Origin of the sequence: Roseicyclus marinus, from assembly GCF_036322625.1 — a bacterium.
Taxonomy (GTDB): Bacteria; Pseudomonadota; Alphaproteobacteria; order Rhodobacterales; family Rhodobacteraceae; genus Roseicyclus; species Roseicyclus marinus_A.
This window is the reverse complement of the sequence record NZ_AP027266.1, coordinates 1,048,323-1,069,129: the sequence shown is the minus strand read 5'-3', so window position 1 is coordinate 1,069,129 and position 20,807 is coordinate 1,048,323. Positions and strand designations below refer to the sequence as shown.

22 protein-coding genes and 1 tRNA gene are annotated in these 20,807 nt (G+C 66.7%); 2 read left to right on the top strand and 21 right to left on the bottom strand.

Annotation, left to right across the window (positions count from 1 at the left end):
- Positions 1–37: 37 nt before the first annotated feature.
- The 11 genes from AABA51_RS05120 to AABA51_RS05070 form a co-directional block, all read right to left on the bottom strand.
- Positions 38–931: a carbon-nitrogen hydrolase family protein gene (locus AABA51_RS05120; protein WP_338275039.1), complete on the bottom strand. Its 894-nt coding sequence runs from the start codon at positions 929–931 to the stop codon at positions 38–40.
- Positions 928–1,512 (bottom strand): GNAT family N-acetyltransferase, encoded by a 585-nt coding sequence (locus tag AABA51_RS05115; RefSeq protein ID WP_338275036.1) that lies wholly within the window; start codon positions 1,510–1,512, stop codon positions 928–930. The genes AABA51_RS05120 and AABA51_RS05115 overlap by 4 nt, the downstream gene beginning before the upstream one ends.
- Positions 1,509–1,913 carry a ketosteroid isomerase-related protein gene (locus AABA51_RS05110; protein ID WP_338275034.1) on the bottom strand — a complete coding sequence of 135 codons (405 nt, stop codon included), beginning with the start codon at positions 1,911–1,913 and terminating at the stop codon, positions 1,509–1,511. Before AABA51_RS05110 ends, AABA51_RS05115 begins: the two co-directional genes overlap by 4 nt.
- Positions 1,914–1,967: 54 nt before the next feature.
- Positions 1,968–2,252: a hypothetical protein gene (locus AABA51_RS05105; protein WP_338275032.1), complete on the bottom strand. Its 285-nt coding sequence runs from the start codon at positions 2,250–2,252 to the stop codon at positions 1,968–1,970.
- Positions 2,253–2,435: 183 nt separating this feature from the next.
- On the bottom strand, positions 2,436–2,894 hold the full coding sequence (locus AABA51_RS05100; protein WP_338275030.1) for a low molecular weight phosphatase family protein: 459 nt from the start codon (positions 2,892–2,894) through the stop codon (positions 2,436–2,438).
- A gap of 14 nt (positions 2,895–2,908) precedes the next feature.
- Complete coding sequence (locus tag AABA51_RS05095) at positions 2,909–3,391, bottom strand: UPF0262 family protein (protein ID WP_338275028.1); 483 nt, start codon at positions 3,389–3,391, stop codon at positions 2,909–2,911.
- Positions 3,388–4,713 (bottom strand): histidinol dehydrogenase, encoded by a 1,326-nt coding sequence (gene hisD, locus AABA51_RS05090; protein WP_338275026.1) that lies wholly within the window; start codon positions 4,711–4,713, stop codon positions 3,388–3,390. Before hisD ends, AABA51_RS05095 begins: the two co-directional genes overlap by 4 nt.
- Positions 4,714–4,822: 109 nt before the next feature.
- Positions 4,823–5,320 (bottom strand): GNAT family N-acetyltransferase, encoded by a 498-nt coding sequence (locus AABA51_RS05085; RefSeq protein WP_338275024.1) that lies wholly within the window; start codon positions 5,318–5,320, stop codon positions 4,823–4,825.
- Positions 5,321–5,336: 16 nt separating this feature from the next.
- On the bottom strand, positions 5,337–5,801 hold the full coding sequence (locus tag AABA51_RS05080) for a DUF2948 family protein (RefSeq protein WP_338275022.1): 465 nt from the start codon (positions 5,799–5,801) through the stop codon (positions 5,337–5,339).
- The gene (murA, locus tag AABA51_RS05075) at positions 5,794–7,065 is read right to left on the bottom strand and encodes a UDP-N-acetylglucosamine 1-carboxyvinyltransferase (protein ID WP_338275020.1); all 1,272 of its coding nucleotides are present in this window, start codon (positions 7,063–7,065) and stop codon (positions 5,794–5,796) included. Before murA ends, AABA51_RS05080 begins: the two co-directional genes overlap by 8 nt.
- Before the next feature lie 13 nt (positions 7,066–7,078).
- Positions 7,079–7,258, bottom strand: a complete 180-nt coding sequence (locus AABA51_RS05070) for a hypothetical protein (protein WP_338275018.1) — start codon at positions 7,256–7,258, stop codon at positions 7,079–7,081.
- 85 nt (positions 7,259–7,343) lie between these two features.
- Here AABA51_RS05070 and AABA51_RS05065 point away from each other — a divergent pair.
- Positions 7,344–7,418 (top strand) — tRNA-Thr (locus tag AABA51_RS05065).
- A gap of 378 nt (positions 7,419–7,796) precedes the next feature.
- Here AABA51_RS05065 and AABA51_RS05060 read toward each other — a convergent pair.
- The 9 genes from AABA51_RS05060 to AABA51_RS05020 form a co-directional block, all read right to left on the bottom strand.
- Positions 7,797–8,879, bottom strand: a complete 1,083-nt coding sequence (locus AABA51_RS05060; RefSeq protein WP_338275017.1) for a hypothetical protein — start codon at positions 8,877–8,879, stop codon at positions 7,797–7,799.
- Position 8,880: 1 nt separating this feature from the next.
- A complete protein-coding gene (locus AABA51_RS05055) occupies positions 8,881–10,428 on the bottom strand; it encodes a ShlB/FhaC/HecB family hemolysin secretion/activation protein (RefSeq protein ID WP_338275015.1) in 1,548 nt (515 codons plus the stop codon).
- A 194-nt stretch (positions 10,429–10,622) separates the two neighbouring features.
- Positions 10,623–12,101, bottom strand: a complete 1,479-nt coding sequence (locus tag AABA51_RS05050; RefSeq protein WP_338276443.1) for a mannitol dehydrogenase family protein — start codon at positions 12,099–12,101, stop codon at positions 10,623–10,625.
- Between the two features lie 5 nt (positions 12,102–12,106).
- Positions 12,107–12,880, bottom strand: a complete 774-nt coding sequence (locus AABA51_RS05045; RefSeq protein ID WP_338275012.1) for an L-iditol 2-dehydrogenase — start codon at positions 12,878–12,880, stop codon at positions 12,107–12,109.
- Positions 12,877–13,881 (bottom strand): ABC transporter ATP-binding protein, encoded by a 1,005-nt coding sequence (locus AABA51_RS05040; protein ID WP_338275010.1) that lies wholly within the window; start codon positions 13,879–13,881, stop codon positions 12,877–12,879. The genes AABA51_RS05045 and AABA51_RS05040 overlap by 4 nt, the downstream gene beginning before the upstream one ends.
- A 48-nt stretch (positions 13,882–13,929) precedes the next feature.
- The gene (locus AABA51_RS05035) at positions 13,930–14,760 is read right to left on the bottom strand and encodes a carbohydrate ABC transporter permease (RefSeq protein ID WP_338275007.1); all 831 of its coding nucleotides are present in this window, start codon (positions 14,758–14,760) and stop codon (positions 13,930–13,932) included.
- 9 nt (positions 14,761–14,769) lie between these two features.
- The gene (locus AABA51_RS05030) at positions 14,770–15,648 is read right to left on the bottom strand and encodes a carbohydrate ABC transporter permease (RefSeq protein ID WP_338275005.1); all 879 of its coding nucleotides are present in this window, start codon (positions 15,646–15,648) and stop codon (positions 14,770–14,772) included.
- Positions 15,649–15,778: 130 nt separating this feature from the next.
- Positions 15,779–17,092, bottom strand: a complete 1,314-nt coding sequence (locus tag AABA51_RS05025) for an ABC transporter substrate-binding protein (protein ID WP_338275003.1) — start codon at positions 17,090–17,092, stop codon at positions 15,779–15,781.
- A gap of 113 nt (positions 17,093–17,205) precedes the next feature.
- On the bottom strand, positions 17,206–18,237 hold the full coding sequence (locus AABA51_RS05020) for a LacI family DNA-binding transcriptional regulator (protein ID WP_338275000.1): 1,032 nt from the start codon (positions 18,235–18,237) through the stop codon (positions 17,206–17,208).
- Positions 18,238–18,445: 208 nt separating this feature from the next.
- Between AABA51_RS05020 and xylB the strand changes: the two genes are divergently transcribed.
- Positions 18,446–19,909 (top strand): xylulokinase, encoded by a 1,464-nt coding sequence (gene xylB, locus AABA51_RS05015; protein WP_338274998.1) that lies wholly within the window; start codon positions 18,446–18,448, stop codon positions 19,907–19,909.
- Here the strand turns inward: xylB and AABA51_RS05010 are convergent.
- Positions 19,899–20,657, bottom strand: coding sequence for a DeoR/GlpR family DNA-binding transcription regulator (locus tag AABA51_RS05010; RefSeq protein ID WP_338274996.1), 759 nt, complete (start codon positions 20,655–20,657; stop codon positions 19,899–19,901). The two genes, xylB and AABA51_RS05010, sit on opposite strands and share 11 nt — an antisense overlap.
- Positions 20,658–20,807: the final 150 nt, after the last annotated feature.

Below are 20,807 nucleotides of genomic sequence, written 5' to 3'. Positions count from 1 at the left end.
GCAGGTGGCGGGTAAATGCGCCCCTTGCGGCAGATTTTCAAGGCAAATCTGCCTCGTCCCCGGCAAGGGCCGCGCGGGTGGCGCTCTCAGGCCAATGGGCGTGGTTGAAAACGGCCCCCTCGGCGCGGACGCGGGCGATGGCGGCAGGGTCGATATCGGCCATGACCCAGCCCGGTTCGTTCAGCGCGCCCTGGGCGAGGATCCCGTCGGCGGGAAAGCCCAGATCGGGGGGGCCGAAGATGCCCGCAGCCCCCACGTTCTCATCCACGGCGGGCGACCAGGGCGCATCGCCCACGGTGGGGGATTGCACGACAACGCATTGATTTTCCAAGGCGCGGGCCATGGACCCGATGCGGACGCGGTTGTAGCCATGTTCGGTGTCGGTGCAGGAGGGGACGAGCAGGATCTCGGCCCCCTGGTCGACCAGCGCGCGGGCCAGAAGGGGGAATTCGGCGTCGTAGCAGATCAGGATGCCGATCCGGCCAAGGGGCGTGTCGATGACGCCCGGCGGATCGCCGGGGACGACATTCCAGGTTTCGCGCTCGAAGCGTGTCATGACCTGTTTGTCCTGGTGGCCGAGGAAGGGCGCGGCGGGATCGGGGCCGAGCAGCCAGGCGCGGTTGACGGGGCGGTCGTGGTCTTCGTCGAAGACGGGGCCCGAGGGGCAGAGGATGTGGACGCCATAGCCCTGCGCCAGATCGGCCATGAGGTGATCGGCCTTTTCGGCCAGCGCGGCGGCGGCATGAAGCGAGGCTTCGAGGTCATGGGCGACGCCCTGGAGGGCGGCCAGTTCCATGCGGGCATATTCGGGGAACACCAGCAGGTCGGCCCCGGCGTGGGCCGCCTCGCGGACCCAGGCGATCTGTTTCTCGGCATAGGCGGCCCATGTGGCGGGCGCGTCGAGCGGATAGGCGGCGGTGGCGATCCTCATAAGGGTTTGATCCAGACCTGAAGGGGTTTGGGCGTCTCGACCGCGTCACCGATGTCGCGCCAGGAAATCGTGGTCGTGACCCCCGGCAGGGGCGCGTAGCCGTAGTGCCGCCAGACGGGATCTAGGGTTTGGGCGCCTGCGGGGCGGAGGGGGTGGTCAGCGGGACGGATCACGGCGGCGAAGATCGCATAAGTGCAATTCAGGCTGCGGGCGTGATCCTCGCGCAGGGTGAAGAAACGGCGGTAGGCCCCCTGCCCCCTGTGGGTCGAAAGCAGAACGGATTCAGCGCAGTAATAGACGTTCTTCGCGTCGCATGGCAGGGCATGGGCGAGATCGGCGGCAACCTCGGAATGATCGGATAAGGGCAATCCGGTGGAGCCGCCCACGAGCGTGTCACCGTCGAAAGCGGCGACCAGAATGCTGTCGGATCGGGTGTAATCGGCCAGGTAGCGGCGTTCGTAATCGAGATCGCCGTCATAGAGATAGGGCCAGTCGCGGAAGACCGATATGCGCAGATGGGCGAAATCCTCGACCATGGGCGCGATGGCAGCGCCGCGATAGCTGCGGATGGCAAGGCTCATGCCGAGACCTGCGCCATCCAGTCGGCGAGGTTGTAATAGGTGACGATGCGCGAAATCTGCCCGTCGCGGATGGTGAAGAAGCCACCCGCCGGCAGGGTATAGGTCTGGCCATGGGCGGGCGGCAGGCCTTTGTCGGTCGCCAGATACGTGCCGTGGACGGTGAATTCGGCGGCGGCGCGGGTGCCATCGGGCGTGGTCATGATGACCATGTCGTCGAGCCGTTCGGCATAGCAGCGCGCCATGTGATCGCAAAAGGCGCGGAAAGCGATGGTGCCGCGCCGCACCTGCCCCTCGTTCACGTGATGGGCCACGTCGGGCGACAGGCAGGCGATCATGGCGTCGATGTCGCCTGCGTTGAAGGCGGCGTAATAGCGGGTGATGAGGGCGTGGGTGTCAGACATGCCCTGACGATAGAACGCGAGGGCACCGACGGGAAGGGCCAAGGCGGCCCGAGGTCACGAGAGGGGCAGGATCGTCACCTCGCATGTGTCATGGGTGTCGAGACCGGCCTTTTGGCATTGCGGCGTGGTCAGGTTGAAGAAGAACACATCCGACCCCTTGCCCCATGGGCGGATGTTGCGCCGAAAAGGGCCGGCCTGGTTCAACATCACATCGGCGGCGAAGGCGGCAGTGCGGCCCGCGACAAGGTCGGGGTGCACCACGATGTAGCGCGGCAGATCGTCCTGCTTGCGCAGGATGCGGGCGGTGAAGCGGATGCCATGGCTGTTCAGGGCGATCACCTCCGATCCGTATGGGCCTGGTGCGCGTCGCGTTCATTCGCAGTCACGCGCCGCTCTCCAACATTCTGATGTCACATGCCCGGGTAGCGCAAACCGGTTTCCACTTTTGCGCGACATTCCTCAGGGAAGGATAACACGACCCGTCCGGCTGAGGCAGGTGAGACTTTGGCGCGGGTGGGGCGATCACGCTTCGGTCGGGGGCCCGAAGCGGGCGATCATGCGGTCGACGATCTGGTCGCGGGCCTGCCGGTAGCTGGCAAGTTTCGCCTCGCGCGTTTCGCCAAGGCCGGTGGGATCGAGGATCGGCCAGTATTCCACGTCGAGATGGAATGTGCCGGTCAGTTCGAGCGCGCGGCGCTGGCTGGCGGGCGAGAGCGCCACGATCAGGTCGAAGCCCGAGATGTCGTCGCCCCATTGGTGCATGTCGTCGAAGCTGCGCACGCGGTGGCGTTGCAATTCGACGCCCATTTCGGCGCAGACGGCGACGGCAAAGCCGTCGATTTCCAGATCGTTGCGCACCCCCGCCGATTGCACATAGGCGCGGTGGCCGTAGAATTTCTTCATCAGCCCTTCGGCCATGGGCGAGCGCGTCGCGTTGTGATCGCAACAAAAGAGCACCGAGGAGGGGAAATCGCCGCTCACGCCAGCCCTACCCCTCAGGCCCCGAAATGCAGGACGCAGATCAGCGTGAAGAGGCGGCGCGCGGTGTCGGTATCGACGCTCGCCTTGCCCTCGAGCCGTTCTTGCAAGATGCGCGCGCCCTCGTTGTGGATGCCGCGCCGGGCCATGTCGATCGCCTCGATCTGGCTGGGGGGCAGGTTTTTCACCGCCTTGTAGTAGCTTTCGCAGATCTGCCAGTAATCCTTGACCACCTGCCGGAAGGGCGAGAGGGAGAGGTGAAACTCGGCCGCATCCTGCGCATCTTCGGTGTTCACGTCGAAGACGAGGCGCTTTTCGCGGATCGAGAGGGTGACGTGATAGGGACCGGGCGGCACCACGCGGTCGTCGCGGGCGGGCAGCGCGAAGGAATTTTCCTCGAGCAGGTCGAAGATGGCGACGCGGCGTTCCTGTTCGATTTCCGGCGTGGGGGCGGGCATGCCGTCCATGTCGATCTCGATATGGCTGATATGCATGGTCATGCCCCCGTATCCTCGCCGCCCTTGCGGTTGAGCCGCGCGAGCCGCGCGCCGACCGAGAGGCCATGGGCCTCGAGGCTTTCGGAGGCCGCGAGCGTTTCGGCGGCGGGACCGATGGATTTCAGCGCCTCGGGCGTCATGCGGGCAAGGGTCGTGCGTTTCATGAAATCGAGCACCGAGAGCCCACTGGAAAACCGGGCCGAGCGCGCCGTGGGCAGGACGTGGTTCGGCCCCCCGATGTAATCGCCGATCGCCTCGGGCGTCCACTGTCCAAGAAAGATCGCGCCGGCATGGGTGATGGTCTGCGACAGCGCGACGGGGTCGGCCACGCACAATTCCAGATGCTCGGGGGCGATGCGGTCGGTCAGCGCCGCCGCCTCGGACAGGTCGCGGACGGTGACGATGGCCCCGTAATCGCGCCAGCTGGCCCCGGCGATGGCGCGGCGGTCGAGCGTTTCGAGGCGTTTGTCGACGGCGGCGGCCACGGCCTGCCCGAAGGCGGCATCGGTGGTGATCAGGATCGATTGCGCGCTTTCGTCATGTTCGGCCTGGGACAGGAGGTCGAGCGCGATCCAGTCGGGGTCATTGTCGGCATCGGCCACGACGAGAATCTCGGAGGGGCCCGCGATCATGTCGATGCCGACCTTGCCGAAGACGCGGCGCTTGGCGGCGGCGACGAAAGCGTTGCCGGGGCCGGTGATCTTGTCGACGGGAGTGATGGTGGCCGTGCCATAGGCCATGGCGGCCACGGCCTGCGCGCCGCCGATGCGGTAGATCGTGTCGATGCCCGAGAGATGGGCTGCAAGGAGGACGAGCGGATTGACCACGCCACCCGGGGTGGGCGCGCACATGACAAGGCGTTTGACGCCCGCCACCTGCGCGGGGATCGCGTTCATCAGCACGCTGGAGGGATAGGAGGCGAGCCCGCCCGGCACGTAGAGGCCCGCCGCCTCGACCGCCGTCCAGCGCCAGCCGAGCGTGGCGCCCGAGGGATCGGTCCATTCGGCATCAGCGGGGCGTTGGCGTTCGTGATAGGTGCGGATGCGGGCGGCGGCCAGTTCCAGCGCGGCGCGTTCGGGGCCGGGCACCTTGTCGATCGCCGCGGCGATCTCCGCGGGGCTGAAGGCCAGCGTCTCGGGGGTGAGCGACAGGCGGTCGAAGCGTTCGGTCAGCTCGATCACGGCGGCATCGCCGCGCGCGCGCACATCGGCGATGATGCGGGCGACGATGTCGTCCACTTCGGGCGCGTCTTCGCGCTTCATCTCCAGAAGGGCGGCGAAGCGGGGGGCGAAATCGGCGTCGGTGGTGGAGAGGAACTGGGGCATTCTTCTGTCGCCTTTGTCGGAACGGGGCGCGGGTGCGGTCGGGGGCAGATAGCGCGGGGGCGGCGCGGTCTCAAGCGCGCAAGGTGCCTCAGGTCGGATCGGGGGGGGATCAGGGCGTGTCGAGGGCACGGACCATGATGAGCGTGTCGCTGAAGCGGCCGCCATGGCGCATGGCGCGCGGCATCCGGCCGGTGGTGGCAAAGCCCGCACGCTCGTAGAGCGCAATGGCGGGCGCGTTCCAATCGGCGACATGGAGGTCGAGTTGCACGATGCCTTGGGTTTTGGCGGCATCGGCGAGGGCGGCGAGAAGGGTCAGGGCATGGCCCTGCCCGCGCGCCGCGGGGCGGAGGTAGACGGCGATGACCTCGGCGCGGTGGGTGGCGCGGGGGGAGGTCTGGCGGTGAAAGGCTGCGGTACCGACAAGGCGGGGGCCGTCGAAAAGGCCCAGCGTATGGATTTTCGCCAGCCAGTCGCGGATGTCGCGTTCGGGTTTGGCGGCCCATTCTTCTTGCGTGGAGCCGAAAGCGGTGGGGGCGGTGCGCAGCATGTCGAGGCGGATCTCGCGGAACCGTGCCCAGTCGGACGGGTCGAGCCGCCGGATCGTCATGGAAGCGCCGCAGCTGTCATTCGGGGTGGCGCGGGGTCTGGCCCGAGGGGGCGACATAGGGGCGGGTCACGTCCTTGAGCGTCACCTCGATGGTTTCGACATCGAGCGCGATGGCCCCGTCGCCCGCAAGGACCAGCGTGATGCGGCCCGTGCCATCCTCGCCCGGGGTCCAGTCGAGCGCGAGGAGCGACAGGACCAGATCGGGATCGGCGCGGTCGATGCCCTGGCTGGCCACGGCCCGCACATCCTCGATGGCGAGCACGGCCTGCACCCGTTCGGGGGGGCGGGCGGCGGCATCTTCCCAGCGGAAGCGGTTGAGAAGAAGCGCGAAGCGGCGGCGGCGGCGGTCGAAGGTCATTTCGGCGGCGGGCAGGATCGCGTCCTGCACAAGCGCCGAGATCACGCGCAGGTCATCGGCATCGAGCGCGCGGAGCGCGACGGGGCCTTCGGCTGCATCCTCGAACCGGGCGTCGTCAACCATCGCCTTGCACCCGCTGGATTTTCGCGCCGACATTGCCGAGTTTCTCCTCGACCCGTTCATAACCGCGGTCGAGGTGGTAGACGCGGCTGACCACGGTTTCGCCCTGGGCGGCAAGGCCCGCGAGAATCAGGCTGACCGAGGCGCGCAGATCGGTCGCCATGACCGGCGCGCCCTTGAGTTTCTCGACGCCCGTGACGGTGGCGGTGCCGCCATGCACCTCGATCCGGGCGCCCATGCGCATCAGTTCGGGGGCATGCATGAAGCGGTTCTCGAAAATGCGTTCCTCGAGCACCGATGTGCCGTGGGCAAAGCACAGAAGCGCCATCATCTGCGCCTGAAGATCGGTGGGAAAGCCCGGGAAGGGTTCGGTGACCACATCGACGGCGCGGACGCGGTCGGTTGTGCGCGCGACCGTGAGGCCCCGTTCGGTTTCGGTGACGGAGACGCCCGTCGCCTCGAGCTTGTCGGCGAAGGCCGCGACGAGATCGCGGCGGCCGCCGAGCAATTCGACCTCGCCGCCCGCGATGGCGGGGGCGAGCATGTAGGTGCCCAGTTCGATCCGGTCGGTGACGACGGGATGGGTCGCGCCATGGAGCCGGTCGACGCCCTGGATGGTGATGGTCGATGTCCCCTCGCCCTCGATCTGGGCGCCCATCTTGCGCAGGCAGCGGGCGAGATCGACGATTTCGGGTTCGCGGGCGGCGTTTTTCAGAACGGTGGTGCCCTTGGCCAAGGTGGCGGCCATCAGCGCGTTTTCCGTGGCACCGACGGAGACCATGGGAAAGTCGATCACGGCCCCCTTGAGCCCGCCCTTCGCCTCGGCATGGACATAGCCGTCGCGCAGGTCGAGATCGGCACCCATCGCCTCGAAGGCCTTGAGATGCAGGTCGACGGGGCGCGCGCCGATGGCGCAGCCGCCGGGCAGCGACACGATGGCCCGCCCTTCGCGCGCGAGCATGGGGCCCAGAACGAGGATCGAGGCGCGCATCTTGCGCACGATGTCGTAATCGGCGGTGTGGTTGTTCAGCCCATGCGAGGACATGGCCAGAACCTGCCCGCCGTTGAGGGCCGAAACCTCGGCCCCCAGCGATTGCAGGAGCGTGGTCATGGTGCGGATGTCGGAGAGACGCGGCGCATTGGTGAGCGTGAGCGGCTCGTCGCTGAGCAATGTCGCGGGCATGAGGGTGAGGCAGGCGTTTTTCGCGCCTGCGATGGGGATCTGCCCCGAAAGCGGGCCATTGCCCGTCACCACGATCCGATCCATCGCCCCTGCCCTTTCACTGCCCGTGTTGGTCGTCGCCGGTGTCGTCCGGCTGTTCTGTGTCGTCTGTCGCCGAGCGCGCGCGGGCCTGAGCCTTGCGGCGGGCCAGATTGGCCTTGAGCGTCGCCTTGAGCCGCGCCGTACGGTCGCCCGCCCCGCCCCCTGCCCTGCCGGTATCGCCATCCTTGCGTGCCATGTGCCAGCCTTTACCCTTGATGCGCCCGAGCGTCCAGATTGCGCTTGCGGAGGGGGAAAGATGCTTTTATTGGAGCGCCCACATCGCCGCAGTAGCTCAGTGGTAGAGCGTACCCTTGGTAAGGGTAAGGTCGGGAGTTCAATCCTCCCCTGCGGCACCATTCCCCCCGATTTATCCTCGAACCGTGCAACGGCTGGCCCTGTCGGTCCCGACCAACGCGCGCCTGCGGCGCTGCTTGGTCGAGAGATCAATCCTCCCCTGCGGCACCATCCCCCCGATTTATCCTCAAACCGTGCAACGGCTGGCCCTGTCGGTCCCGACCAACGCGCGCCTGCGGCGCTGCTTGGTCGAGAGATCAATCCTCCCCTGCGGCACCATCCCCCCGATTTATCCTCAAACCGTGCAACGGCTGGCCCTGTCGGTCCCGACCAACGCGCGTCTGCGGCGCGGAGAGGTCGGGATGGCATGGCGGGAAGGCCCGCCTGCGGCAGGCGCGCAGGAACGCTCTCGCGGTTGGGCCGCTGTCCCGAGGCTGCGGTCAGTCGCGCCTTATGGCGACGATGCAATGGGGTTGGGTGGGATGGCGTGCCGGCACGTCGCGCGCCAGCGCATCGACCTGACCGATATGGGAATAGGTGCCGATGACGCGCGGGCCCGATCCGGTTTCGACCAGACGCGGGCCATGGCCGCCCGTCAGGCAGGTCCATGACGTGCCTTGCGACACGGCACCGCCCCCCTCCTGTCGGCCCGTGGCATGGGGCACGATGGCCTGTGCCGCGGAAGCGCCGCCGCCGGTGCGGTCGTGGGTGGCGGCACCGCCTGTCGTGGCCTGTGCGCCGGGGGCTGTCGGTTGGCCCAAGGGGCGCGGGCGGGGAATGAGCGTCGGCTGGGCCGCGCCCCCCGGATTGCCGGCCAAGGGCGGCACCTGCCCGGTTCCGGTCACACCCGGCGATGCCACCGGATGGACAAGGATCGTCGGGGGGACGGGGCCGTAGCCTTCGATCACGCGGGGGGGCAGCGGGGTGACGGCGATTCCCATGGACGGTGTGCCGGTCCCCGTGGCACCGGGCGCAACAGGCACCGGCCCGTAGCCCACGAAGGAGGGTCCGGTCGTGCCCGTGACGTTCTGCACGGGACCATAGCCGACGATGGGGGGCGCGACGGTGCCGGTCACGGTCTGCACGGGTGCATAACCGACGATGGGCGGCGCGACGGTGCCTGTGACCGTCTGGACAGGCGCGTAGCCGACGACGGGCGGCGCAAAGGTGCCGGTCACCACCTGCACGGGCGCATAGCCGACGATGGGGGCCCCCACCGTCCCGGTGACGGTCTGGACCGGGCCGTAGCCGGTGAAGGTCAGCGGGGCGATCGGCGTGACGAGCACCGGGTGGGCTGTCAGGGATGCGGGCGCGGTGGTGGCGCCGGTCAGGCCGCCGGGCTGGGTCGTTGCGCCCGGGATCACGCCGCCCCCCGTCTGGGGCAGGCTTGTCGAGCCGGCACAGGCAACGCTTTGATGCGGGTTTCCGACACCCTGACACCAGCCGCGCGGCACGGCCTGTGCGGGTTGCACGGACAGAAGGGTCAAGGGCAGGATCGCCGCGAACAGGGAACGCGTGGTCATGTCACCAGCTCCTCGTCAGGCCAAGATAGATCGCGGGGTTGCTCGTGCGTTGCGTCACCCCGTCGGTGAGCGGAAAGCCCATATGCCCGCGAAGGTAGAGATTGCCGTCCATCTGCATCTCGACCCCGGCCCCGGCAGAAGCGAGAGAGATCGCGGTGGTCTCGGAGGCGGAGGGCTGGTTGTTCCAGATCCGACCTGCATCGACGAAGACGAAGGGACGGATGCGCTGGATCGCGCCGGTCGCGGGGCGGAAATCGCGCCCTGCCGACAACGCGAAGGACAGGCCGCTGTCGCCCTGCGCCTCGGCGAAGGGGAAGCCGCGCAGGTCCTCTTGCCCGCCAAGGACATATTCCTCGGCCGCGGGCAGGCGTGCGGTGGTGAATTGGGCGGTGGCGTCAAAGCGCAGGCTGGCATCGGGCATGAAGCCCAACGGGATTTCGAAATCGAGGCCCGCGCGCAGATACCAGAAGGTCAGATCGCCCGCATCCAGACCGGCGGGAACCGAAACCTGCTGCCCGTAGGTCAGATCGAGCGCATATTCGAGCGCCCCGCCATCGGCCAGGGCCTGACCGTCGATCCAGGAGGCCGAGAGCGCGTAAAGCTCGGAATTGAAGCGCCGCGCGCCGACATCGACCTCGGTCCGGGCACCGCGCAGTTCCACGAGCCCATAGACGTAGCGGTCGATGCTGCGCAGGACGGGATAGCCAAAGGCGATGATCCCGGTCAGGCCGGCGCGGTCAGTCTGTTGCAGCGTGCCGAAGGCGTCATGCTGGGCGGCGATATTGGCGAGATAGGTTTCGACATAGCCGCCGCCGCTGCCGACCGGCGCGCGGTAGGTCACGGAGCCCATGGTTTCGCGGTCTTCCGGATCGAAACCTTCGGTATGGCTGAGCGACAGGCGCAGGAGATCGCCGGGTTGGAGGGCCGCGTAATATTCCTGATTGAAGGAGAGGGTCAGCGCATCGCCGAAGGCGCGCGCCGGGTTGTCGAGGGTGATGGCCCCGGCAGAGCTGGCCTCGGGGATGGCGACGAGGCGCACATGCGCCCCGGCGGGGTCGCTGGCGTCGATCTCGGCGGTCACCGCGATGGTTTCGAGATCGTCGGCCAGAAGAACGGCGCGTTCGAAACGGTGGATATCGGGTGCAGGCTGGCCGATCAGGGGATCGAAATAGCCCCGCAGCCTGTCGAAGGTGCGGGGGTCGGTGCCCTCGACACTGACGGAGGCGATGACGCCTTCGGTCACCACGATGGCGCGGCCATCGGGCGTGGCGCGCACATCGGCGAGGAAATAGCCATCTTCGGCATAGATGCTTTGCACGATGGCCGCGATCTGATCGGCGGTCACCGTCCCGTGACGTTCGGCGGCGACGCGGGCGGCAAAGAGCAACAGGGCCGTGCCGTCATAGACGGTGACGCCGTTCAGCGTGATGGCAGCGGTATCCTGTTCCTGAGCCTGGGCTTGCGCCATGGGCAGTGCGGCAAGCTGGAGGGCGAGCGCGGCGGCGAGGACAGTGCCCGCCTTGAGACCCGTGATCCCGGTTTTCGACATCTGTTTTCCGTCTTTCGTGGCACGCAAGGGGGCGGCTCATGGCCGCCGGACGGCGGAAGAAGGCCCCCACTTCGGGTCGATTATGGACAAAGTTGGGGCGTTACGCGCCACATGGGTGCCGTCGCGAGCAAAAAGGCGCAAAAGCGCTGCGCGCAGGCAACACCCATGAACGGGGGGGGCGTTGCGCGCGGCGCTCAGTCGGCCTGGGTGTAGGCGGCCAGTGTCGCCGCCGTACCCGCGCGCCAAAGCATGCCAAGCCAGTGGTCGAAAGCATCGGCAAAGCGCGGAACAGCCGCCAGATCGCCGTAGATCGCCCCCTGTTCCAGCCATGCCATGGGCCGCGCGCGGGCGGCGGAGGCAATCTCGGCCAGGCGGGACCAGTCGGGATCATTGGCCTCGATCAGGCTGCCATCCTCCCGCGTGCCCGCGCACATGCGCGCCCAGAGCGCCTCGACCAGCGCGAGGCCGTCGACCGGGGTTCCTGCCGCCAGCCCGTCGCGCAGGATCGGCAGGACGAAGCCCGGATGCCGCGACGAGCCGTCGAAGGCCACGCGCCGCGTCGTGTCGCGGATCGCGGGATTGGCGAAGCGCGTCTCGATCAGGTCGAGATAGGCGGTGGGCGTCATCCCCGGCACGGCATGGACATGGGGCAGGATTTCGCGGCTCTGCACCTTACGGAACAGGGCGGCGATGGCGGGATGGGCCATGCAATCGGCGATGGTGGGCACGGAGAGCAGCTCACCTGCATTGGCCAGAACCTGATGGCCCGCATTCAGGATGCGGATCTTCATCATCTCGTAATCATGGACATCGGGGGTGAAGGTCGCGCCGACACGGTCCCAGTCGGGGCGGCCTGCGCAAAACGCATCCTCGATCACCCATTGGCGGAAATTCTCGTGCGTCACGGGGGCGGCATCGGCGATGCCGATCTCGCGGGCCAGCGCAAGTTCGGCGGGGCCGGTGGCGGGCACGATGCAATCGACCATGGAATTGGGAAAGGCGCCGTTGGCGTCGATCCAATCAGCGAGGTCGGGGTCGGTGAGCCGCGCAAGCCCCGTCACCACCTGCCGCAAGATCGCGCCATTGCCCCGCAGGTTGTCGCACGAAAGGCCCGTGAAAGGCCCCTGCCCCGCCGCCCGCCGGAGCCGCAGCGCCGCGACCATCGCGCCAAAGGCGGTGCGGGGGCTGCCCGGATGGGCCACGTCATGGGCGATGTCGGGATGGGTTGCATCGAACCCCCCGGAGGCATCGATGAAATAGCCGCCCTCGGTCACGGTCAGGGCCACGATGCGGATCGCGGGATCGGCCATGGCGGCGATGAGGGGGGCATTACCCTCTGCGATGGGCAGATAGTCGATCATCGCGCCGGTCACTTCGGCGCTGCGGCCCTTGGGCGACAAATCGATCAGCGTGGTCAGGCAATCCTGCGCCAGAAGCCTGTCGCGCATGCCCGCGTCATAGGGGCGGACGCCTGCGCCCAGGATGGCCCAATCCTGCGCCAGGCCCTGTTGCATCAGGCGGTGGGTATACCAGGCCTGATGGGCGCGGTGAAAATTGCCAAGCCCGATATGGACGATGCCGGGCGTGAGCCGCGCGCGGTCATAGCCGGGGCGCAGGATGTCTTGCGGCAGATCGGCCAGCGTGGCGGTGGAGAGCGGAACGGGGCGGTTCATGGTCATCAGCTCATCCATTGGCCACCGTCGACGTTGTAGCATTGGGCCACGATGTATTCGGCCTCGTCCGAGGCGAGGAAGACGGCCATTCCGGTCAGATCCTCGGCCCGGCCCATGCGGCCATAGGGGACGCCTGCGCCCACCTCGGCCTTTTTCTGGCCGGGCGCCTTGCCTTCGTATTTCGCGAAGAAGGCATCGACCCCGTCCCAATGTTCGCCGTCGACGACGCCGGGCGCGATGGCGTTCACGTTGATGCCGTGCGCGATGAGGTTGAGGGCTGCGGATTGGGTCAGGCTGATGACGGCGGCCTTGGTCGCGCAATAGACGGCGACGAGCGGCTCGCCCCGGCGACCGGCCTGGGAGGCCATGTTGATGATCCGGCCCTTGATGCCGCGTTCGATCATGTGGCGGGCGACGGCCTGCATCATGAAGAGCGTGCCCGCGACATTGATGTCGAAGGTGCGGGCGTAATCGGCGCGGTCGATCTCGACCAAGGGGGCGGCGGTGAAGATGGCGGCGTTGTTGATCAGGATGTCGATCTGTCCGAGCGCGGCGACGGTTTCGGCGACGGCGGCGTTGATGCTGTCTTGCCGGGTCACGTCCAGTTCGACGGCGATGGCGGCGGGGCCGATCTGGCCTGCCGTTTCGCGGGCGCGGGCGATGTCGATATCGGCGATGGCCACGCGCGCGCCTTCGCGCACATAGGCTTGGGCGAAGGCGCGGCCGATGCCACGGGCCGCCCCGGTGATGAGCGCGGTCTTTCCGGTAAGGCGTGTCATGCGATGCGCAACCCGTTCTGGTCGAAGCGGTGGATCTGTGCCGGGTCGGGCGACAGCCAGATCGTCTGGCCGTAATCGAGCGCGACCTCCCCCCCGACGCGGACGGTCAGGGGGCTGGGGATGCCGTCGCAGGTGACGTGAAAGAAGGTGTCGGAGCCCAGATGTTCCGACAGGCCCACGGTTCCTTTCCACGCGCCCGCCTCGGTCGAGACGGAGATGTGTTCGGGGCGGATGCCGATGGTGGTGGCCCCATGGTCTGCGGCGATGGGGCCGTCGATGAGGTTCATTTTCGGGCTGCCGATAAAGCCCGCCACAAAGAGATTGCGGGGCGCGCGGTAGAGTTCCAGCGGGCTGCCCACCTGTTCGATATGGCCCGCGCGCAGGACCACGATCTTGTCGGCCATGGTCATCGCCTCGACCTGGTCGTGGGTGACGTAGATCATCGTGGTCTTGAGCCGCTTGTGCAGTTCGGAGATTTCAAGCCGCATCCCCACGCGCAGGGCGGCATCGAGGTTGGAGAGCGGTTCGTCGAACAGAAAAGCGGAGGGTTCGCGCACGATGGCCCGCCCGATGGCCACGCGCTGGCGCTGGCCGCCCGAAAGCTGACCGGGGCGACGGTCGAGATAATCGGTGAGGTTCAGCACCTCGGCGGCGGCGGCGACGCGGCGATCCTGTTCCGCGCGGTCCAGCCCCGCCATGCGCAGGGGAAAGGCGATGTTCTTGCGCACCGACATGTGGGGGTAGAGCGCGTAGGATTGGAACACCATGGCAAGGCCGCGCTTGGCGGGCGGCACGGCGGTCTCATCCTTGCCGTCGATGCGGATCTGGCCGCCCGTCACATCCTCGAGCCCCGCGATGAGCCGCAGGAGGGTGGATTTCCCGCAGCCCGAGGGGCCGACGAAGACCACGAATTCCCCGTCCTCGATGGTCAGGTCCAGAGGGGGAATGACCTCCACGTCGCCGAATGCCTTGCGGACCTTGTCCAGCGTGATGCGTCCCATTTCGGATTTCCTTTCGCGCTATCGCTTCGCTGCTTGAGCGCTTTTTCCTTACTTCACGGCGCCGAAGGTGAGCCCCCGGACCAATTGCTTCTGGCTGAACCAGCCAAGGATCAGGATCGGCGCGATGGCCATGGTCGAGGCCGCGCTGAGTTTGGCGAAGAACAGGCCCTCGGGGCTGGAATAGCTGGCGATGAAGGCGGTGAGAGGTGCCGCGCTGGCCGCCGTCAGGTTCAGGGTCCAGAAGGCTTCGTTCCAGGCGAGGATGAAATTCAACAGCACCGTGGAGGCGATGCCGGGGATCGCCATGGGCGTCAGGACATAGAGGATTTCGGCCTTGAGGGTCGCCCCGTCCATCCGCGCGGCCTCGAGGATTTCGGCTGGGATTTCGCGGAAATAGGTGTAGAGCATCCAGACGATGATCGGCAGGTTGATCAGCATCAGGACCACGATCAAACCGCCGCGCGTGTCGAGCAGGCCCAGCTCCACGAAGATCAGCGAGATCGGGTAGAGCACGCCCACGGCGGGCAGCATCTTGGTCGAGAGCATCCACAGCAAGATGTCCTTGGTCCGGCGCGAAGGCACGAAGGCCATGGACCATGCAGCCGGCACGGCGACCAGGATACCAAGCAAGGTGGAGCCGCCAGCGATGATGACGGAATTCCACAAGAACCGCATGTAATCGGAGCGTTCCTGCACCACGGCGTAATTTTCGAGCGTGAAGTCGAAGCCCCAGAAGAGCGGCGGATTGTTGATCGCCTGCGCCTCGGTCTTGAAGCTCGTCAGGATGGTCCAGAAGATCGGGAAGAAGATCAGCAGGCCGATGGCCCAAGCCAGCGCCGTGGTGGCGATCTTGCGGCGGGTGGTGACTGCGCGTGCCATGATGCCCCCTCAGCGGTCCAGGTTCTTGCCGACGATGCGCATCAGGAAGATGGCGACGATATTGGCAAGGATGATGGCATAGACGCCGCCCGCCGACCCCAGCCCGATGTTCTGGCTGTCCACGACGCGCTGGAAGATCAGGTAGGTCAGCGTCCGGGTGCCGAAGGAGCCGCCGGTGGTGACGAAGATCTCGGCGAAGATCGACAGAAGAAAGATCGTTTGGATCAGCACGACGATGGTGATGGCGCGGCCCAGATGCGGCAAGACGATGTGCCAGAACCGGGCCATGACGGGCGCGCCGTCCATCTCGGCGGCCTCGAGCTGTTCGCGGTCGAGCGACTGGATCGCGGTCAGAAGGATGAGGGTGGCAAAGGGGAGCCATTGCCACGAGACGATCAGGATGATGGATTGCACAGAGGCATCCGAAAGCCAGGAAACAGGCGTCAGCCCGAACAGGCGCCACAGATGCGCGAGCATCCCGTTCACCGGGTCCATCATCATGTTCTTCCACACCAGCGCGGAGACGGTCGGCATGACGAAGAAGGGTGCGATGACGAGGATGCGGACGATCCCCTGCCCCCAGAAGGGTTGATCGAGCAAGATCGCCAGAAGCACGCCGAGGATGACGGTGATGACCAGAACGCCCCCCACGATCAGGAGCGTCGCCTGAACGCTGGGCCAGAAGGAGCTGGAGCCCAAGAAACGCACGTAATTCTCGAACCCCACCCAGGGCAGGCCGTTCTCGATGCTGTCGCCGCGCATGGGCAGGTAGCGCGTGAACGAGAACCACAGCGTCATGGTCAGCGGCACGAGCATCCAGCCCAGAAGCAGGATGACGGCCGGGGCCATCATCAGGCGGGCGGCGGAACGGGCATGCTGGGTCGCCATGATCGCACCTTTGGAACAGGGGTTGCGGGGTCGCTGCTATACCGCACGGCGCGGTGGCAGGGACAGGACGTAGAGACAGACGGGGGGCGATCTGGATGACCGCCCCCCGACCGGGGAGAGGAAGCGCGCCTTAGCGGTAGCCGGCTGCTTCCATCGCGTCGTTGGTCAGAGCCTGCGCATTGGCGAGCGCCTCCTGCACGGTCTGCTGACCGGCATAGACCTCGGCGAATTCCTGGCTGACCTCGGTCGCGATGCCCGCGAATTCGGGGATGGCCACGAACTGGATGCCGACATAGGGCACCGGATCGACCGTCGGATTGGTCGGATCAGCTGCGAGGATCGAGTCGAGCGTCATCTGCGCGAAGGGCACGGCCTGGTATTCCGGCGTCTCGTAGAGCGAGGTGCGCGCACCCGGGGGCACGTTTGCCCAGCCTTCGTTCTCGGCCACCAGCTCGATATATTCGCGCGAGGTCGCCCATTCGATGAACTGCAGCGCGGCATCGGCCTGCTGGGTGCCGGCGGGGATCGCAAGCGCCCATGCCCAGAGCCAGTTGGACCGCTTGCCCAGGCCATTGTCGGGCGCAAGCGCAAAGCCCACGCTGTCGGCGACGGTCGAGTCGTTGGGGTTGGTCACGAAGGATGCGGCGACGGTCGCGTCGATCCACATGCCGCAACGGCCCTGCTGGAACAGCGACAGGTTTTCGTTGAAGCCGTTGGTGGCATAGCCGGGCGGGCCGTAGTTGTTCATCAGATCGACGAAGAAGGTCAGCGCCTCTTCCCACTCGGGCTGATCGAACTGGGCGTTCCATTCCTCGTCGAACCAGCGTGCGCCGAAGGAATTGGCGGTGACGGTGATGAAGGCCCCGCCCTCGCCCCAGCCCGGCTTGCCGCGCAGGCAGACGCCGTAGACTTCGTTGGCGGGATCGTTCATCGCCGCAGCGGCGGCGCGGATATCGTCCCAGGTGGGGGCTGTGGGCATTTCGAGGCCAGCGGCTTCCATCAGGTCGGTGCGATACATGACCATGGAGCTTTCGCCGTAGAAGGGCGCGGCATAGAGCGTGCCGTCATGGCTGAGACCGCCGCGCATCGCGGGCAGGATGTCGTCGACGTCATAGGCCTCCGACAGGCCGTCGAGCGGCACGAGCCAGCCGTTCGCACCCCAGATCGGCGTTTCATACATGCCGATGGTCATGATGTCGAACTGGCCGCCATTGGTGGTGATGTCGGTGGTCACGCGCTGACGCAGCACGTTTTCCTCGAGCGTCACCCATTCGACATTGATGCCGGTCTGTTCGGTGAAGAGGTCGGTATACCCCTGCATCCGGATCATGTCGCCGTTGTTCACGGTCGCGATGGTGATGGTGGTGTCCTGTGCCATGGCGGCACCTGCGGAAACGCAGAGCGCAAGGGCAGCGGACGCGCGAAGCGCGGTCATGCAAGACATCCGTATCCTCCCTGGTTTGGATGTGTCGTGGGCAAAGGCTATGCGCCGTATCTGCCCCGCGTCAAGATTTTTCTTTACGCGCGTAAATTACTATTTGCCAGAATGGCTTGGATTCAGGCCGAGGCCCGCAGAATCAGCCGCGCAGGGATCAGCGTTTCCTCACGCGTGGCAAATCGGCCCCCCGCCTCGATCAGCGAAAACAGGGTCTGCATGCACTTGTCGGCCACGAGTTCATATTCATGGGCCGCCGTCGTCAGCGCCGGACAGGTGAAGCGCGAGAAGGGATGATCATCGTGGGAGGCAACGCGCAGCGCGCAACCCTCGCCCCGCCCGACGCGCAGGCCGCGTTCGTAGCAACCGGCCAGGAACCCGATCGCGAGACGGTCGTTGCTGCACAGGATCGTGTCGGTCGGCAGGGCGCGTTTCTCGATCAGCTCATGTGCGCCACGGCGGCCGATTTCCTCGAACCCCCAGCCTTCGCCTTCGATCTGGATCACCTGCGGCTCGAGGCCCGCGTCGTTCATCACCTTGAGATAGGCGTTGCGGCGCTTGTTGGCATTGGGGTTGGCGGGTGTCTTCATCTCGAAGAAACACGGCGGCGCGCCGGTGCGGCAAAGGTAATCGACCGTCTGCTGGACGAAGCTGAAATTGTCGGAACCCACGAAGGCTTCGCCCATCCCCTCGATATTGCTGTCAAAAAGCACGGTGGGAACGTCGCGGCAAAAGCGTTCGATCGCGCCGCGATCCGACAGCCGCCCCAGCGGCGCGAGAAACACCCCCGCAGGTTTCAGCGCGGCAAGGCCCGACAGGATGTCGGTTTCCAGCTGTTGCTGGCCATGAGCGCTGTAGAGGATCGGGGAAAAGCCCGCATCGATGCAGCGCCGTTCGAGCGTGCGCGCAATTTCGGCAAAGAAAGGGTCGGCGAGATAGGGAACCGCGATGCCCACGATCTTGGTCAGGCTGCGGTTCTGGTTCATCGCGTAGATGTTGGGGCGGAATTCATAGCGCGTCAGCGCATCCTCGATCCGCTCGCGGGTACGGGCGCGCACACTGGCGGGATCGTTGAAATACTTGGAGATCGTGGGACGCGACAGCCCGCTGAGGGCGGCGAATTCCTCCATGTTGCGGATCTTGTTTTCAGTCACGATCTGCCCCCTCTCGCGCTGGGTCGGCGGTTTGGACGGGTGCGGGCCCAGGTTCACAATCCGTAAAACATGACGCGAGTAAAGTTTTTTCTTGCCTTTCTCCCGCGGCTGCACCTTGGGTGGCGGCGGCGCGGGATGCATACTTGTTGCGCCAAACGCGCCGGAACGGAAGCGTTTCGGACAGGGCAGCGGATCGAAGGGGCATGGCATGTACCTGGGCATAGATCTTGGCACATCGGCGGTGAAAGCCTGCGTGATGGACGCATCGGGCGCGGTGGTCGCCAGCGCCTCGGCGGGATTGACGGTGCAGCATCCCTTTGACGGGGCCAGCGAACAGGATTGCGCGGACTGGTGGGCGGCGACCTGCGCGGCCATCGGGGGGATCGCGCCCGATCTGCGCGGGCAGGTGCGCGCCATAGGGCTGTCGGGGCAGATGCATGGCGCGGTCGTGCTCGATGCCGATCACCACCCGATCCGGCCCGTGATCTTGTGGAACGATGCCCGCGCCGAGGCCGAATGCGCCGCCATGCTCGATGCCGAGCCAGAGGCGGGACAGATCGGGGGCGTGCCACCGATGCCCGGCTTCACCGCGCCCAAGATCCTGTGGCTGTCGCGCCATGAACCGGCGGCGCATGCACGGATTGCCCATGTGCTCTTGCCCAAGGATTACATCGGGCTGCGCCTGCACGGGACCCTTGTGACCGACCCCACCGATGCCTCGGGCAGTGCGTGGTATGACAGCGGGGCGCGGTGCTGGTCCGCGGCTCTGTGCAAGGCGAGCGCCACCGATCCCGCATGGCTGCCCGAGGTGCGCCATGGAAGCGAGATCGGAGGCCTGTTGCGCGCCGCCGTGGCAAAGGAGCTGGGCCTGCCCGCAAGCATCCCGGTTGCGGTGGGCGCGGGCGATGCGGCGGCGGGCGCCGTGGGGATCGGCGCGGTCGCGGATGGCGACGGGTTCCTGTCGCTCGGCACATCGGGGCAGTTGTTCGTGACCACGGGCGCGCATCGCCCGAACCTGGAACGCCGCATCCATGCCTATGCCCATACGGTGCCGGGGCAATGGTTCCAGATGGCCGCGATGCTGAACGGCGCGCGGCCCCTCGCGTGGCTTGCGGGGCTTTTGAACCGACCGATCGTGGAGCTTTTGGCCGAGGCACAAGGCGCCGCCCCCGGCCCCCTGTTCCTGCCCTACCTGACCGGCGAGCGCACGCCGCATGGCGACAGCGACATCCGCGCGGGCTTTGCCCTGCTTGGCGAAACGACGACCCATGGCAGCCTGATGCGGGCGGTGGTCGAGGCCGTGGCCTTCAGCTTTGCCGATGCGATGGCGGCGCTGGAGGCGACGGGAACGCGGCCCGAGGCCCTCTTGGCCATCGGGGGCGGGACGCGCAGTGATCTCGTGGTGCAGACCATCGCCGATGTGATCGGCTGCAAGATCGGGCGCAGCGAGGCGGCGGATGTGGGCCCGGCGCTGGGGGCGGCGCGGCTGGCCTGTCTGGCGGAAGGGGGCGTGGACCCCGCGCAGGTGATGACCAAGCCCGAGGTGCGCCATTGGTTCACCCCAAGCCCCGGCGCGGCCGAGGCGCTTGCCCAGAGGCTTGCGGCCTATCGTGCGCTTTACCCGGCGCTGGCGGGCGTGCAGGCCGTGCTGCGCGCGGGCGTCAGGGCGTGACGATCCCCGTGCCCCAGCCCCGGCAGGCATCGCGCAGCGCGGCGGGGGGCGGCGCATCGGTGTAGAAGGTGTCGATCTGCGACAGCGATCCGATGCGCGCAGGCGCGCGGCGCTGGAATTTCGACTGGTCGGCCACAAGGAACGAGCGCCGCGCCTGTTTCAGGATGGCCTGGCTCACGCCGACCTCCTGGATGTCGTAGTCGAGCATGTCGCCATCGAGGTCGAGAGCCGAACAACTGACCACGGCAAGGTCGAACTTGAACTGGCCGATGGCCTGTGTCGTGACGCTGCCCACCAGCCCCCCGTCCGAGCGCCGCAAGAGGCCGCCGACCACGATGATCTCGCAGGCGGGGTTTTCGACAAGGATATTGGCGACATTCATGTTGTTGGTCAGCACCATGATGTCGCGGTGGTGCATCAGGGCATGGGCCACCGCCTCGGTCGTGGTGCCGATGTTGAGAAAGAGCGAACAGCCGTTGGGGATATCGCGCACGCAGCGTGCGGCGATGGCGGCCTTGGCCGCATCGTTCAGGCCGCGCCGATCCTCGTAGCCGATATTGGCGATGGTCGATTGCAGCACCGCACCGCCATGGACGCGGTCGAGCTTGCCCTGGTTGGCCAGCTCGGCAAGGTCGCGGCGGATGGTCTGGAGCGTCACGTCGAAATGGGCGGCCAGCCCCTCGACCGTCACGCGGCCATCGCGGCGGGCGATGTTGAGAATCTCGGGCAGCCGCATGCTTTGCGACATGAACCATCCCCCTTCGTCCCGCCGGTGAGTCGCGGGAAACTGCCGTCGTCATGTTCGCTTTCAGCCTATAACCGGCGATAGCGATCACGCAACTTGGAACAAATCAAAAACATTTGGCCGAATTGCTTTCGTTTTTTCCGAAAACGAAAA